The following is a 14401-nucleotide window of genomic DNA, read 5'->3' as shown; positions in this document are numbered from 1 at the left end:
ATCACGTTCCAGGGATTTTCACAAGTTGGATAGGTTCTATCTTACAAGGCTACTACTTCTTCAAAAAAATCACTAACTATCTGATTAAACTCTTTAGGGTGGTCATTCATCGGTTGGTGTTTGCTATCTGAAATCGTTACTTGACATGCATTGGGATTTAAACCAATGATCCCATCATAGATTATTTTTAGGTGTTTGGGGAAATCATTTTCGCCTCTTACTAATAGCATGGGAGGATTTCCTTTATATCCTTCTATCTCATGGACTGCCAAGAAACCTGTGATTTCAAGATTCAAGAAAACATCTCGCCCAGTTTCTATAATGGCCGTCTTGACCAATTCTCTTGTGATAGGGTTATCAGTACACATTTTTGAGTTCTTATCAGCAATCACCTTCCAAGGAATCGTCTTGTACATAAGAGAACTATATTTGATTCGACCTCTTTCTTTCTCTGATAGGTATCGATGCTGTCCCCAACTATCTACCATGACCAAGGCTAGGACTCTTTCTGGATGGCGATAGGTATACTCTTGAAGTGGATTTCCTCCCCAAGAATGACCAACCAATATCACCTTATCCAACTGGAAATAGGACAAAATGGCATCTACATCTTGAACAGCACCTTCCAAGTCAGGTAGACCAACTTTCATAGGTGATTCACCCTGCCCTCTAACATTGACAAAATAGAGGTCAAATCCCTCAAAGGCATCATACTGGTGGGCCCACATCTGACTACGGCCACAAGCTCCATGATAGAAAATAATGTGGCCTTTATTTGCATTCCCAGGACGATGATAAACAACCAAATCACAATCTAATACTGGTATAATGTGACGTTCCAACATCTTGGGTTCGCTGTTATAAAAAGCAATAGCTTCAGCAATATCATTTGGCTTCATTACTACATTCGCTCCTCTTTATCCTGATATCATTCTTTGTATCTATTTTATCATGCTATATTAAAATCATGGTTTTCTAAACTTGATTTCATTAAAAATTTTGAATTTTCTGCATCATTTAGGTAAAGAAAAAGACTGCTAAGCAATCTTTACTTTTTTCTCATCAGATTCATGCCTAAGATTCCAGCAATAATCAAAGTTGCTCCTATCACATGGTAACTATAAATTGGTTCGTGGAGTATAAGAGCCCCAGCTAGAATAGTCAAAACTGTTCCAAGATTGCCAAAGACACTGACGGTTGATGCTCCAAGTCGAACGATAGCATAGATAGAGAGACTACCAGTCACGATAGAGGCTAGTATTCCCAAATAGAAGATGGAAAGCAGATAGGGCAGCTGTCCAAACGGCGCAAAGTAAGCTAATACGTTCCCCTCTAGATAGTGCGAGGTCAGACTCAACGTATTAAAGGTGACGAAGCCAACAAATATCACAACAACTGTCATATCCATGGCCCGATAGCGACCTCCTTTAGCCTTGCTGAGAATATTGTTTATCGCATTGGCAAGAACAGATCCCAACATCAAGAGAAAGCCCAAGCTAGCAGTTTCCGTGCTAAAGTTCGCTCCTTTGCTAAGGAAGATGAAAACTACTCCTGCTACGGATAAAATTAAAAAGAACTTTTGCAGCAAACTTGTCTTTTCCTTGAGAAAGACCGATGCTAAAAGGAGTGTAAAAATTGGGACAAGAGCTTGTAAAATTCCCGCTTCAGAAGACGATATATACTGTAAGGCAAAAGATTGAAAAATAAAAAAGAGAAGTGGATAGAAAAGACTCATAGGAAGAATAGAAAGAATATCTTTTCTACTTAAACTCACTTTGATAAGTTTGGTTTGATGAAGGACGACCAATACCAAAGCTGCGATTGTATAGCGATGTGCCAAGTTTGTAAGAGGACTGGCATAGCCCAAAGCTATCTTAGTAAATAAAAAAGAAAAACCAATGATGGCTGAAAAGGATAAGGCTGCTAGGTAAGCTTTTGTTTTCTCGTTCATAGAATGTTACTCCCTTTAAAAATAGCTATTCTCAAGATTAATTGACTAGAATTCCTTAAAACTGTCTATCCATTTTAGCATAGTAAAATCCTAGATGCTATTTCTAGGATTGGTATTTTATTCCTTCTTTCACCGTTTATCTATTACATTAGCTAAAAAGGATTCAGCCAGTCTGATCTGCTTTTCTCGTTCTTTTCTTACAAGTTCTAGCTTGTCTGCCTCTTGGAGATTCCTTACTTTGATAGCATAATCCGCGGAAACGATGGCGTGTCCTCTCATATGGGCTGTTGAAATAGCTTGTACAAAGACTCTGGCAGCGTACTTAGCGATTTGATTTTGGGCATTTTTGGAGAGGAGATTTGCTGCGAAACCTGCTTTTCTCAACTCATGAGGTGAGAACTCATTTCTCAATCGTGCATCAAAAGCCTCATAAGTTTGCCGAATTATTTTATTTTTCTCACCTTCATCACCGATATCAATTAAAGATAAGAAATCTTGCGAGTTCTCTAATGCCCATCGAGCTAGTTCTTTCTGAGGAAGTCTATCCAGTATTTGTTCTAGCTCCAATCTTTTCTCAGAGTCATCCCAAATGGCAACTTTGTAAGGACTGGGTAGGTGATTCATTTTAGTCTTATAGGCAGTTCGTTCAAACTCATTCCATGCATAATCCTCTGGTTTCATTGCTTTCTCTATTCTTTCTTACTAGCTAGCGTAAGCTAGGAGAAACCTTTCATATTAGTGAAAAGAGATTACTCCTAGTTCTCTTGGAAGTTATCCAAAAATCCTTCCAAATCTTGTTTGTGCTGATACTTAATGGCTGCTTTTTTATCTTTGTCAAAAATGGTTTTGGTTAGGTCAATGTCGTTGATAGCAGCAATAGCGACCGTGTAGTGAATAATATCAGCCAGTTCTTTGGCTAGTTCCTCATTTGAGTCCTGGACGCCCTCTTTTCGACCAGAGCGCCCATTCAAGACCTCAGCTACTTCTCCAACTTCCTCCACTAACTTGATAAAGAGGCCTTCCTCGGTTCGAGATTGCTGGTAATGTTCGTGCAAGTAAGCTTGTAATTGTCTAAACGTTAGATTCTTCATCTTCTCCTCCACAAAAAAGCGAGACATCTGTCCCGCTTTCTTTATTTTTCATCGATAACGATTCTTACTTTTTTGTCTTCAGTTGGGACAGAGTAGACAATCGTTCTTATCGCTGAGATAGTGCGACCCTTACGACCGATAACACGACCGACATCGCTTTGGTCAAGATCCAAGTGATACTCCAAAAACTCTGGTGTGTCTTCAATCTTGATAGTTAAGGCATCAGGTTGTGAAATCAAAGGTTTCACAATCGCAATAATGAGATTTTCAATCGTATCCATCTGTCAACCTACTTTAAACTTATTTTGAGAATTTAGAATCGTGGAATTTTTTCAATACGCCTTCTTTTGAAAGGATGTTGCGAACTGTATCTGAAGGTTGAGCTCCATCAGCCAACCATGCAAGAACGCGGTCTTCTTTCAAAGTTACTTGGTTTTCAGCAACAAGTGGGTTGTAAGTACCAACTGTTTCGATGAAACGTCCGTCACGTGGTGAACGTGAGTCTGCTACGTTGATACGGTAGAAAGGTTTTTTCTTAGAACCCATACGAGTCAAACGGATTTTTACTGCCATTTTTTAATGTCTCTTTTCTTATTTTTTTATTTCGGTGAAATAGCTGAGCTATTTAGCACATGTTCTATTATAGCAGATTTCTGACAGGTGTCAAGAAAAAAACTTGACAGAGTTTTAATTTTTTTACTACTAGAAATTTTTAGTAAAATCTTTTACATTTGAAATCAAACTCCTTTTAAGGTACAATGGTAGAAATGAATTTTTGAGAGGTTAACAATGAAAAAACTAGCAACCCTTCTTTTACTATCAACGGTAGCCCTTGCTGGATGTACTAGTATCCAACGTGGTCTCCGTGGTGATGAATATGTCGACTCTAGTATCTCTGCTGAAGAAAGTTCAAAAGCAGCTGCTCAGGCTGCCAAAGATTTGAATGACGCATTGACCAATGACAATGCCAACTTCCCTCAACTTTCTAAGGAAGTTGCTGAAGATGAAGCCGAGGTCATTTTACATACAAATCAAGGCGATATCCGCATCAAACTCTTTCCAAAACTAGCACCACTTGCGGTTGAAAACTTCCTTACTCACGCTAAGGAAGGATACTATAACGGCATCACCTTCCACCGTGTCATTGATGGATTTATGGTCCAAACTGGAGATCCTAAGGGAGATGGTACAGGTGGCCAATCTATCTGGCATGATAAGGATAAAACAAAGGACAAGGGAACTGGTTTTAAAAATGAAATCTCTCCTTACCTATACAATATCCGAGGAGCACTTGCTATGGCTAACACTGGTCAACCAAACACCAACGGTAGCCAATTCTTCATCAACCAAAATTCAACAGATATTTCAGCTAAACTCCCTACAAGCAAGTATCCAAAGAAAATCATCGAAGCCTATAAAGAAGGTGGAAATCCAAGTCTAGACGGCAAACACCCTGTCTTTGGTCAAGTCATCGATGGCATGGATATTGTTGACAAGATTGCCAAGGCTGAAAAAGATGAGAAAGACAAACCAACGTCTGCTATCACCATTGATAGTATCGAAGTGGTGAAAGACTACGACTTCAGTAAAAAATAAGCCATCAACAGATAAGGAGACGATGAGATGATTTTATTTTGGGGTTCTAAAGGTTATCAGAAAGATTTGGGACATACGCAAACAGCGATCGAATGTGGTCACTGTAACAATGTTGACACTTGGGAGATCGTAGAAACTGGGCGCAAGTTCACCCTCTACTGGATTCCACTTTTTCCTTATGGTAAAAGTTACTTCGTTTCTTGTCCGATTTGCCACTACGGTAAAGAAATTGAGAAATCTGAAGTTGAAAGCTATCTAAACTATTAAAAAAGATAGGTCATAGGGCCTATCTTTTTTAATTGATCTTTCCATATAAGCGCTCTATTTTCTTCTCCAGTTATGATATAATACAGTTAACAGTAATAAGGAGGTTCTCCTATGAAACCATATAAAATAAGCTTGATACGACTTTGCTTGGTCTTATTAGGATATTTACTCTATAATCTCGTTTTTTTTGCTCCCTTCTATTCATCAGGTTATGCTATTGTCATTCTACCGCCTGTATTCTTTTTAGCAATAGCTTTAATCCTTTTAGGTAATTTTTTTGCCTTCAGAGATCCTCTGAAATTAAAATCAAGCTTTAAAGATAATCAGCTAGTCCAAAAGACTAGTAATATACAAGTAATTCTAGCGACTATAGGAGTCTGCTTACAATTATCAAATATAGTATATCTAAGTTTGTGGTCAATCAATTATATTTATAATTACCTAATGTTGTTTACCGTTAGTCTCCTATACTCTATTATCTTCTTTATTGGAAACTTTCAAAAAACGAAGCTCAATCAAGATAACAAGTCTTCTAACAAATCAAGTTTTGTTTTTGGAACTATAGTCTTTTTGTTATGTAATTTATTGTTAGTCAACAATAGCAAAGTTTCGTTATGGGGCTCGACTGTTCAATATGTACAAGACTTTAAAGACTTTGGCTTAAAAGGAAAAGTCGAAGTATATAAGAAAGAACATTTAAATGAGCCTTATAACGGAACTCTTACTACTTTATTTTATAAAGAGACTTTATCGAACGGAGAAAATTTTATCGATTATATTTATGTTTCTGATGTTCATAATGGAACACACGTGACAACATTAGATGAAAAGGCCAAGGAAGAAATTCGTTCCTATCTTGAAAACGATGCGGAAAGGGAGTTATTTGATAAAGTTACACTTGAACAATTTGAATTTGTCTTAAAGGTCTACGAAGAAAGAATAAGAGATCTAAAACTAAAAGATGATATAGTGACTAAACTTAATGAGGCAGTTGGTTTCAAATTACTAGAGAATAATTCTGTCGAGATTACACCAGCTGACAAAAGAAAATTTGATAGTATTCTTATTAAAGAGGCTGTAAAAAATAGAGAAAATGGAGATACAGATATTGCAGGATTTTACAATATCGATATTAACAAACATATCAACAATAAATCTCTAATTATTTCTTTCAAGTACTTAAATTTCAGTATAATCGAGGATAGACAAAATTATAAAAATGATAATCGTGTAGACTACTTAAAAGATAAATTAACATCACTTCCAGTCGGAACTCTATCAGATGGTATCTATAAATTCACTTTTAGCACTTTATCTGACGGTAAATATACCGACGTCACCATCACTATGGTTGTTGAAAATGGTAAGAGTTACTTGGAAAAAGATAGTCTTAAGCAACTAAATTAGTCAAAAAGCCATGTCTCATCGACTTGGCTTTTTTATAACTATTTATGTTAGCTCATTAAAATCCCAGATTTGGTCCATCCAGCCTTCATAGAAGTCTGGTTCGTGGCAAACCATAAGGATAGATCCCTTGTATTCTTTGAGAGCGCGTTTGAGTTCATCCTTGGCATCCACATCCAAATGGTTGGTTGGCTCGTCCAGCACTAAGACGTTGTTTTCACGATTCATCAAGAGACAGAAACGCACCTTGGCTTGTTCACCACCTGATAAGACCTGAATTTGGCTTTCGATATGCTTTGTTGTCAAACCACAACGAGCAAGGGCTGCACGAACTTCTGCCTGATTGAGTGCAGGAAAGGCATTCCAGACAGCTTCAAGAGGGGTTTGACGATTGCCACCTTCTACTTCTTGCTTAAAGTAGCCAAGTTCTAGGTAGTCGCCACGTTCAACTTCCCCAGCGATTGGCGGAATAATGCCCAAGAGAGACTTCAAGAGAGTTGTTTTCCCAATACCATTGGCTCCAATAATGGCAATCTTTTGATTGCGTTCAAAGGTGAGGTTTAATGGTTTGGTAAGGGGACGGTCATAACCAATCTGCAAGTCCTTGGCTTGGAAGATAAAGCGCCCTGGCGTACGAGCTGGTTTGAAATCAAAGGATGGTTTTGGCTTCTCACTTTGCAGTTCGATAATATCCATCTTATCCAATTTCTTTTGACGGGACATGGCCATATTACGCGTTGCAACACGCGCCTTGTTTCGAGCTACAAAGTCCTTGAGGTCTGCAATCTCTTTCTGTTGACGTTCATAGGCCGCTTCCAACTGAGATTTCTTCATGGCATAGACTTCTTGGAACTGGTAGTAGTCGCCAGAGTAACGCGTCAACTGTTGATTTTCCACATGGTAGACGATATTGATTACGTCGTTGAGGAAAGGAATATCATGCGAAATAAGGACAAAAGCGTTCTCATAGTTTTGGAGATAACGCTTGAGCCAGTCAATGTGTTCAGCATCCAAGTAGTTGGTTGGCTCGTCAAGCAGCAAAATATCTGGCTTTTCGAGGAGGAGTTTAGCCAAAAGCACCTTGGTTCTTTGTCCACCTGATAAGGCTGTTACATCTGTATCCATGCCATAGTCCATGACACCGATAGCACGCGCTACTTCATCAATCTTAGCATCCAAGGTATAGAAATCACGACTCTCCAAACGGTCTTGTAGTTCGCCAACTTCTTCCATCAGCGCATCAATATCCGCTCCGTCCTCTGCCATTTCCATATAGAGGTCATTGATACGAGCTTCTGCTTTAAATAGCTCATCAAAGGCTGTACGCAAGACATCACGCACGGTTTGACCTTCCTTTAGCACAGCGTGCTGATCCAGATAGCCAGCAGTCACATATTTTGACCACTCCACCTTCCCTTCATCTGGCAGCATCTTACCAGTCACAATGCTCATAAAGGTTGATTTCCCTTCACCGTTAGCACCAACTAGACCGATATGCTCTCCCTTGAGGAGACGGAAGGACACATCTTCAAAAATTGCACGGTCACCAAAACCGTGACTCAAATTTTTAACTTCTAAAATACTCATTCTAATTCCTTATCTTGTTTTTATGCAGTCCTTTATAGAGGACCCAAGCCAGATAGCCTCCCAAGGTATTGGTCCACAAATCATCAATCTCAAAGACGCGATTAAAATCAAAGAAAAAGTCTAAGACCAGTTGCGTACACTCAATTCCCAGGCTCAGTAGAAAACTGAGAAGGAGGATTTTTTTGGTTGGCCGCAAGTTTGGACAGAGATAGATCAGTTGAAAGACCAGAGGGAAGAGCAAGAAGACATTTAAAATATTCTGCAAAAAGATCCAAAGGACTTGTCCCAAACTAGTCACTTCACCCAGATTCCAAAGGGAGTTTAAGGGAGTTAAAAGAAAAACCAGGCGTCCAAAAGTTTGAATACCTGGAGTTTCCACTCCTGTAGGAAGTTGAGGCTGGGGAGTGAAGCAAAAACAGACAATGCAAAGACTGTAAATAGCCACTCCCAATTTCAAGATTAATTCTCTTTTTCTAGTCATTTTATGGATTTACCGCTGCGACTGCCTTCTGGCGATCACGTTTCATTGTATTGGAGCGTAATTGTCCACAAGCTGCATCAATATCTGTACCATGCTCTTGACGGACAACACAGTTGACCCCTTTTTTCTTGAGGGTATCGTAGAAGGCCATCACGCGCTCTTTAGGACTACGGCTATATTGGTCATGTTCACTAACTGGGTTATAGGGAATCAAGTTGACATATGACAATTTCTTGATGTTTTTGAGCAATTCCGCCAATTCCAAGGCTTGTTCTACACCATCGTTGACTTCATTGAGCATGATATATTCAAAGGTCACACGGCGATTGGTTGTTTCGATATAGTACTCAATAGCTGCGAAAAGCTTTTCAATCGGAAAGGCACGGTTAATCTTCATGATGCTTGAACGCAATTCATTGTTTGGTGCGTGAAGAGACACAGCCAGATTGACCTGTACGCCTTCATTAGCAAAGTCACGAATTTTATGGGCCAAACCTGAGGTTGAAACCGTGATGTGACGAGCACCGATAGCCATCCCCTTGTCATCATTGATGGTACGGACAAAATTCAAAACATTGTTGTAATTATCAAATGGTTCACCAATTCCCATAACAACGATATGGCTGACACGTTCGTCCTGACCACGTTCATCAAAGTATTTCTGAACCAACATGATCTGCGCTACGATTTCCCCGTTATTGAGGTCACGTTGTTTCTTGATCAAGCCTGATGCACAGAAGGTACAACCGATATTACAGCCAACCTGAGTGGTCACACAGACTGACAAACCGTAGTGTTGACGCATGAGTACTGTCTCAATCAACATGCCATCTGGCAACTCGAAAAGATACTTAACCGTACCGTCAGCTGACTCTTGTACAATCCTTTGTTTCAAAGGATTGACCACAAACTGGTCATTGAGCTTGGCAATTAAATCCTTGGAAAGGTTGGTCATTTCTTCAAATGACTGGACACGTTTACGGTAGAGCCATTCCCAGATTTGATCTGCACGGAATTTCTTTTCCCCTTGTTCTAATACCCATTCTTGCATGGTTTGACGTGTTAAACTATAAATAGAAGGTTTCATCTCTTCTCCTTATTTTCTATCTATTTCTGACGAATGACAAAATGGCGCTGTCCCTTGTCCTCTTTCTGAGACTTTTGGTCCTTATGACGACGTCTATTTCGCTTATCGGCATTTGGTTTTCTCTTATTTTGCGAAGGTTTCTTGCCTCTTCTAGGAAGGTTTTCCTTCTCTTTTTTACGCATTTTTTTGTCAAATGAAGCCCGTTTCGGTGCTTGATTTTCTAAGACAAAATAGGCACAACCATAACTACAGTACTCCAAAAGATAGTCCTGTAAGCGACTGATCTTTTCAATTTTTTCCTCTGTTCGATCGTCTTTGTAAAAACCACGTAGGCGGAGCTGTTCATTGCTCCAGTCACCCACGACATAATCAAACTTGGTCAACACCTCAGAAAAGCGTTGATTAAAGACTGTCACATCGAAAGCATCCTTGATATTTTCAACCAAGGTAAATGCAATCCCTTCAGTCTCAACCTTATCCCCATTTACATGAAATTCTGGGCCAGGAAACTTGTTATAGTTGTATAATTCAGGTGCAATTTCTTTACGCATAGTCTTCCTTTTCCACGATTACTTAACACTCTATTTTACCATAATTTCTAGCAGTTAGCACGTTTCTCATAAAAATGAAAAAAGTCTGACGATTTTGTCAGACTTCTGCTTTATAACCTTAAAAAGAGAAGATTGACTCTTCCCTCCATATTTTTTATTTAGCTGCTGCGTAAAGCTCGTCTACTTTGTTCCAGTTAATGACTGAGAAGAAAGCTTTGATGTAGTCAGGACGCACGTTGCGGTATTTCACGTAGTAAGCATGTTCCCAAACGTCCAAGCCCAAGATTGGTTTTTTACCTTCTGAGATTGGTGTGTCTTGGTTTGCTGTTGAAGTTACTTCAAGTTTTCCTTCTTTGTTGACAACCAACCATGCCCATCCAGAACCGAAGCGAGTTGTAGCTGCTGCTGTAAAGGCTGCTTGGAACTCTTCAAATGAACCAAATGTTGCATCGATTGCTGCTGCAAGTTCTGCTGAAGGAGCTGTTTTTTCCGGAGTCATCAATTCCCAGAAAAGAGCGTGGTTCAAGTGTCCACCACCATTGTTGATAAGCGCTTGACGGATATCAGCTGGGATAGATTCTACATCAGCAAGCAAAGCTTCAAGGTCTTCACCAATTTCAGGGTGTTTTTCAAGAGCTGCATTTGCATTGTTTACATAAGTTTGGTGGTGTTTGTCATGGTGCAAGTGCATTGTTTCTGCATCGATGTATGGTTCCAAAGCGTCATATGCGTATGGAAGGTCTGGTAAGATAATAGCCATCTGTAATACCTCTTTTTCTTTCTATAAGAAAATGATAACGCAATCATCCTCTTTTTTCAAGTTTTTTGCTCAATTTGCCTCTGCCGCGATCTGCAAAAGTGCCTTTTCAAACAAGTATCCTTTTTCATACACACCTGTCTTAATCTGGTAGTCTGTTTCAATCAAATAAGAAATCGCTCGCTTGAGAAAATCTAAGGAAATCCCTCTCGAATCTCTCAGTGCAAACTTGATTTGATAAGGATTAGGATTGCGCCCCAAGTAAGTTCCCAGACTACTTGCAATCTGCGATTCCGTCTGACCAGTCTCTGATAAAATCTTCACTTGGGTAAAGGTACGAAACTGTCCTAACATGACAGCTATGAGCTTGATCTCATCCTCCCCTTGCAAGGTCAAATCTCTGACCAAGTCACGGGCCTGATCGATCTTTTTGCCCAAGATAAGCTGAGTCAAATCAAAAATATTGTCCTGCAGAGTCTTTGGAATAGCCTCGACAATATCCTTCTCCTCTATCATGCCGTCGGATTTATAAGACTGTAAAAAAAGGAGGTTTTTCTGGATTTCACTAAATTGAAAACCAGACTTGATGAGTAGATTTTCAAAGGATTGCCCCACAAACTGAAGACCTTGTGTCTGACTCCATTTTTGGAAATACTGGCGGAGTTCTTGTTCCTTGGGTTCAATAGCATCAAAGACAGTCGCATCTCGTTTGAGCAATTTGACCAACCGTCTTTTGCTATCCAACTTTCCTTCTGCAAATATCAATAACTTGGTTGTTGGTGAAGGGTTGTCAAGGTATGCCTCAAATGACTTGAGCTCATCATCTGTTAAAAAACGTTTCTTGGCAGTTGTGATATCGACAAAATGGTCTAATATCACGATTTTTTCATCCGAAAAGAAAGGGAGACTGACCAACTCTAACTCTAAGTCTTTATAGGCTACTTCTTTCATATCAAAGTAAGCAAAATTGAGATCAGCTGGATCATAACCAATCTGCTTCAACACTTGACTCTTCATAACTTCAAACTGGCCCTGATCTGTCCCTGTAAATAGATTCAAGCTAGATAAATTTGATAGAGATACCTTTTGACTCTCTTCTATGGCTAGCATCTTCTCTCCTTTCTTCTGATTTTTTATTAAACTTAATCAATATAGCGCAATTTCCCACGGAAATCTTCTAGGTTCTCGTACCCTTTTTCCGCCATAATAGCTTTCAGTTCATTGGTAATGCGTTCAAAAGCACTGATACCTTCTTTGTGAAGAGTGGTCCCTACTTGCACCATACTAGCACCGCAGAGGATATGTTCAAAGGCATCACGACCCGTAAGAACGCCACCCGTTCCGATGATTTGGATTTGGGGATTTAAACGTTGGTAAAAGGCGTGCACATTGGCTAGAGCAGTCGGTTTGATATACTCTCCACCAATGCCACCAAAACCATTTTTAGGACGAATCACGACAGACTCGTCTTCTATATAAAGGCCGTTCCCGATAGAGTTAACACAGTTAACAAACTTGAGCGGATATTTGTTGAAAATAGCAGCCGCTTGGTCAAAGTGAACAATGTCAAAATATGGTGGTAATTTAATTCCAAGAGGTTTGGTAAAGTAGGCAAAGACTTCTGCCAAGATACGGTCTGTTGTCTCAAAATCATAAGCAATCTGAGGCTTTCCTGGAACATTTGGACAAGAGAGATTAAGCTCTGTAAGTCCTTTGAATTCACTCTCTTGAACTTTTTTCAAGATGGTATGTGTTTCTTCTGGAGACATGCCAACTAAAGATAGGAAGAAAGTACGGTTTGGCTCTTTTTCCTGCAAGTCCAAAAGATAGTCCAGATAGTAGTCTAAGCCGTTATTTGGCAAGCCCATAGAGTTGATAGAACCAAGTGGAACATCCTGATAACGTGGCTCAGGATTGCCCTGACGAAAGTCCAAGGTCGCTGTCTTCGTGACAAAAGTACCCGCTGCTGAGTTTTTGACCCCTTCAAGCTCTTCTATCGTCATACAAGCAACACCCGCTGCATTCATCAAGCAATTGTCAAACTCAAAGCCAGCTATTTGTGTTTTCGTTGATACCATGATTCTGATCCTCCAGATTCCTTTTATTTCTAATATTATACCATACTTTAAGATTTTCTCTTTGAGAAACTAATTTCTATATAAAACGTTCGGTTTTGTAAATTGAAAGAATTTTTAGAAAATTTCTGTTTTTTTCTTTACACTCAAAAAAAATTCTGCTATAATGGCTCATGTAATAAAATATAACAACAAAAGGAGAACGATATGACATCTGCTAAAGACTATATCCAAAGCGTGTTTGCAACTGTGAAAGCTCGTAACGGGCATGAGGCTGAATTTCTCCAGGCGGTTGAAGAATTCTTCAGCACTTTGGAACCTGTATTTGAAAAACATCCTGAGTATATCGAAGAAAACATCTTGGCACGTATCACTGAGCCTGAGCGCGTAATTTCTTTCCGAGTTCCTTGGGTTGACCGTGATGGAAAAGTCCAAGTCAACCGTGGTTACCGTGTTCAATTCAACTCAGCTGTTGGACCATATAAAGGCGGACTTCGTTTCCACCCAACTGTAAACCAAGGGATCTTGAAATTCCTCGGTTTCGAACAAATCTTTAAAAACGTCTTGACTGGACTTCCAATCGGTGGAGGTAAAGGGGGATCAGACTTCGATCCTAAAGGTAAGACTGATGCTGAAGTGATGCGCTTCTGCCAAAGCTTTATGACAGAATTGCAAAAATACATCGGACCATCTCTTGACGTACCTGCTGGTGATATCGGTGTTGGTGGACGTGAAATTGGTTACCTATACGGACAATACAAACGTCTTAACCAATTTGATGCGGGTGTCTTGACTGGTAAACCTCTTGGATTCGGTGGTAGCTTGATTCGTCCAGAAGCAACTGGTTATGGTTTGGTTTACTACACTGAAGAAATGCTCAAAGCTAATGGTAACAGTTTTGCTGGTAAGAAAGTGGTTATTTCAGGTTCTGGTAACGTGGCCCAATACGCTCTTCAAAAAGCAACTGAACTTGGTGCTACTGTCATCTCTGTATCTGACTCAAATGGTTATGTCATCGACGAAAATGGTATAGACTTCGACCTTCTAGCAGATGTGAAGAATAACCGTCGTGCTCGTTTGACTGAGTATGCAGCTGAGAAAGTAACTGCTACTTACCATGAAGGTTCTGTCTGGACTTATGCTGGGAACTACGACATCGCTCTTCCATGTGCAACTCAAAACGAAATCAATGGTGACGCAGCTAAACGTTTGGTTACTCAAGGCGTTATCTGTGTATCAGAAGGTGCTAACATGCCGAGCGACCTTGATGCGATTAAAGTCTACAAAGAAAACGGAATCCTTTACGGACCTGCCAAAGCTGCCAACGCTGGTGGTGTAGCTGTATCAGCACTTGAAATGAGCCAAAACAGCCTTCGCCTCTCATGGACCCGTGAAGAAGTTGATGGACGTCTCAAAGACATCATGACCAATATCTTCAACACAGCTAAAACAACTGCTGAAACTTACGGTCTTGGTACTGAATACCTTGCAGGAGCAAATATCGCTGCCTTCGAAAACGTAGCCAATGCTATGATTGCACAAGGTATTGTTTAA

The 14401-nt window shown here is 39.8% G+C and carries 17 protein-coding genes; 4 read left to right on the top strand and 13 right to left on the bottom strand.

Annotated elements, in window-relative coordinates; all coding sequences use genetic code 11:
- Nucleotides 1-41: 41 nt before the first annotated feature.
- The 6 genes from NMM25_RS01425 to rpsP all read right to left on the bottom strand — a co-directional run bounded on the left by NMM25_RS01425 (nucleotide 42) and on the right by rpsP (nucleotide 3615).
- The gene (locus NMM25_RS01425) at nucleotides 42-899 is read right to left on the bottom strand and encodes an alpha/beta fold hydrolase (protein WP_254735710.1); all 858 of its coding nucleotides are present in this window, start codon (nucleotides 897-899) and stop codon (nucleotides 42-44) included.
- Between the two features lie 149 nt (nucleotides 900-1048).
- Nucleotides 1049-1951: a DMT family transporter gene (locus NMM25_RS01420; protein WP_254735709.1), complete on the bottom strand. Its 903-nt coding sequence runs from the start codon at nucleotides 1949-1951 to the stop codon at nucleotides 1049-1051.
- A 129-nt stretch (nucleotides 1952-2080) separates the two neighbouring features.
- Nucleotides 2081-2632 (bottom strand): putative immunity protein, encoded by a 552-nt coding sequence (locus NMM25_RS01415; protein ID WP_000801504.1) that lies wholly within the window; start codon nucleotides 2630-2632, stop codon nucleotides 2081-2083.
- Between the two features lie 74 nt (nucleotides 2633-2706).
- Nucleotides 2707-3042 (bottom strand): MazG nucleotide pyrophosphohydrolase domain-containing protein, encoded by a 336-nt coding sequence (locus NMM25_RS01410; RefSeq protein ID WP_033629570.1) that lies wholly within the window; start codon nucleotides 3040-3042, stop codon nucleotides 2707-2709.
- Nucleotides 3043-3083: 41 nt separating this feature from the next.
- The gene (gene kphA / locus NMM25_RS01405) at nucleotides 3084-3323 is read right to left on the bottom strand and encodes an RNA-binding protein KphA (RefSeq protein WP_000379617.1); all 240 of its coding nucleotides are present in this window, start codon (nucleotides 3321-3323) and stop codon (nucleotides 3084-3086) included.
- A gap of 19 nt (nucleotides 3324-3342) precedes the next feature.
- Nucleotides 3343-3615 (bottom strand): 30S ribosomal protein S16, encoded by a 273-nt coding sequence (gene rpsP, locus NMM25_RS01400; protein ID WP_000268760.1) that lies wholly within the window; start codon nucleotides 3613-3615, stop codon nucleotides 3343-3345.
- Nucleotides 3616-3831: 216 nt separating this feature from the next.
- Here rpsP and NMM25_RS01395 point away from each other — a divergent pair, with 216 nt between their 5' ends.
- From NMM25_RS01395 to NMM25_RS01385, 3 genes are all read left to right on the top strand, one after another.
- A complete protein-coding gene (locus NMM25_RS01395; RefSeq protein ID WP_049506116.1) occupies nucleotides 3832-4638 on the top strand; it encodes a peptidylprolyl isomerase in 807 nt (268 codons plus the stop codon).
- Nucleotides 4639-4665: 27 nt separating this feature from the next.
- Complete coding sequence (locus NMM25_RS01390) at nucleotides 4666-4905, top strand: zinc-ribbon domain-containing protein (protein ID WP_000600216.1); 240 nt, start codon at nucleotides 4666-4668, stop codon at nucleotides 4903-4905.
- Nucleotides 4906-5016: 111 nt separating this feature from the next.
- Nucleotides 5017-6312, top strand: coding sequence for a hypothetical protein (locus tag NMM25_RS01385; RefSeq protein ID WP_254735708.1), 1296 nt, complete (start codon nucleotides 5017-5019; stop codon nucleotides 6310-6312).
- A 42-nt stretch (nucleotides 6313-6354) separates the two neighbouring features.
- On the opposite strand, the gene NMM25_RS01380 is transcribed toward NMM25_RS01385, so the two are convergent.
- The 7 genes from NMM25_RS01380 to NMM25_RS01350 form a co-directional block, all read right to left on the bottom strand.
- Nucleotides 6355-7896 (bottom strand): ABC-F family ATP-binding cassette domain-containing protein, encoded by a 1542-nt coding sequence (locus tag NMM25_RS01380; RefSeq protein WP_254735707.1) that lies wholly within the window; start codon nucleotides 7894-7896, stop codon nucleotides 6355-6357.
- 1 nt (nucleotide 7897) lies between these two features.
- Complete coding sequence (locus NMM25_RS01375; protein WP_254735706.1) at nucleotides 7898-8377, bottom strand: VanZ family protein; 480 nt, start codon at nucleotides 8375-8377, stop codon at nucleotides 7898-7900.
- Between the two features lies 1 nt (nucleotide 8378).
- The gene (gene rlmN, locus NMM25_RS01370) at nucleotides 8379-9464 is read right to left on the bottom strand and encodes a 23S rRNA (adenine(2503)-C(2))-methyltransferase RlmN (RefSeq protein WP_000804762.1); all 1086 of its coding nucleotides are present in this window, start codon (nucleotides 9462-9464) and stop codon (nucleotides 8379-8381) included.
- Nucleotides 9465-9484: 20 nt separating this feature from the next.
- The gene (locus NMM25_RS01365; RefSeq protein ID WP_254735705.1) at nucleotides 9485-10015 is read right to left on the bottom strand and encodes a YutD family protein; all 531 of its coding nucleotides are present in this window, start codon (nucleotides 10013-10015) and stop codon (nucleotides 9485-9487) included.
- 154 nt (nucleotides 10016-10169) lie between these two features.
- On the bottom strand, nucleotides 10170-10775 hold the full coding sequence (gene sodA / locus NMM25_RS01360; protein ID WP_000974733.1) for a superoxide dismutase SodA: 606 nt from the start codon (nucleotides 10773-10775) through the stop codon (nucleotides 10170-10172).
- A gap of 69 nt (nucleotides 10776-10844) precedes the next feature.
- Entirely contained in the window at nucleotides 10845-11882 is a 1038-nt protein-coding gene (gene holA / locus NMM25_RS01355) for a DNA polymerase III subunit delta (RefSeq protein ID WP_254735704.1), read from the bottom strand.
- A 32-nt stretch (nucleotides 11883-11914) separates the two neighbouring features.
- On the bottom strand, nucleotides 11915-12850 hold the full coding sequence (locus NMM25_RS01350) for a dihydroorotate oxidase (RefSeq protein WP_049536395.1): 936 nt from the start codon (nucleotides 12848-12850) through the stop codon (nucleotides 11915-11917).
- Between the two features lie 204 nt (nucleotides 12851-13054).
- On the opposite strand from NMM25_RS01350, the gene gdhA reads away from it, so the two are divergent.
- A complete protein-coding gene (gene gdhA, locus NMM25_RS01345; RefSeq protein ID WP_254735703.1) occupies nucleotides 13055-14401 on the top strand; it encodes an NADP-specific glutamate dehydrogenase in 1347 nt (448 codons plus the stop codon).

The sequence above is a fragment of the Streptococcus sp. CF10-1 genome (genome assembly GCF_024295825.1).
Classification (GTDB): domain Bacteria; phylum Bacillota; class Bacilli; order Lactobacillales; family Streptococcaceae; genus Streptococcus.
The sequence above is the reverse complement of the archived record's forward strand: the minus strand, read 5'-3'. Positions and strand labels throughout refer to the sequence as shown.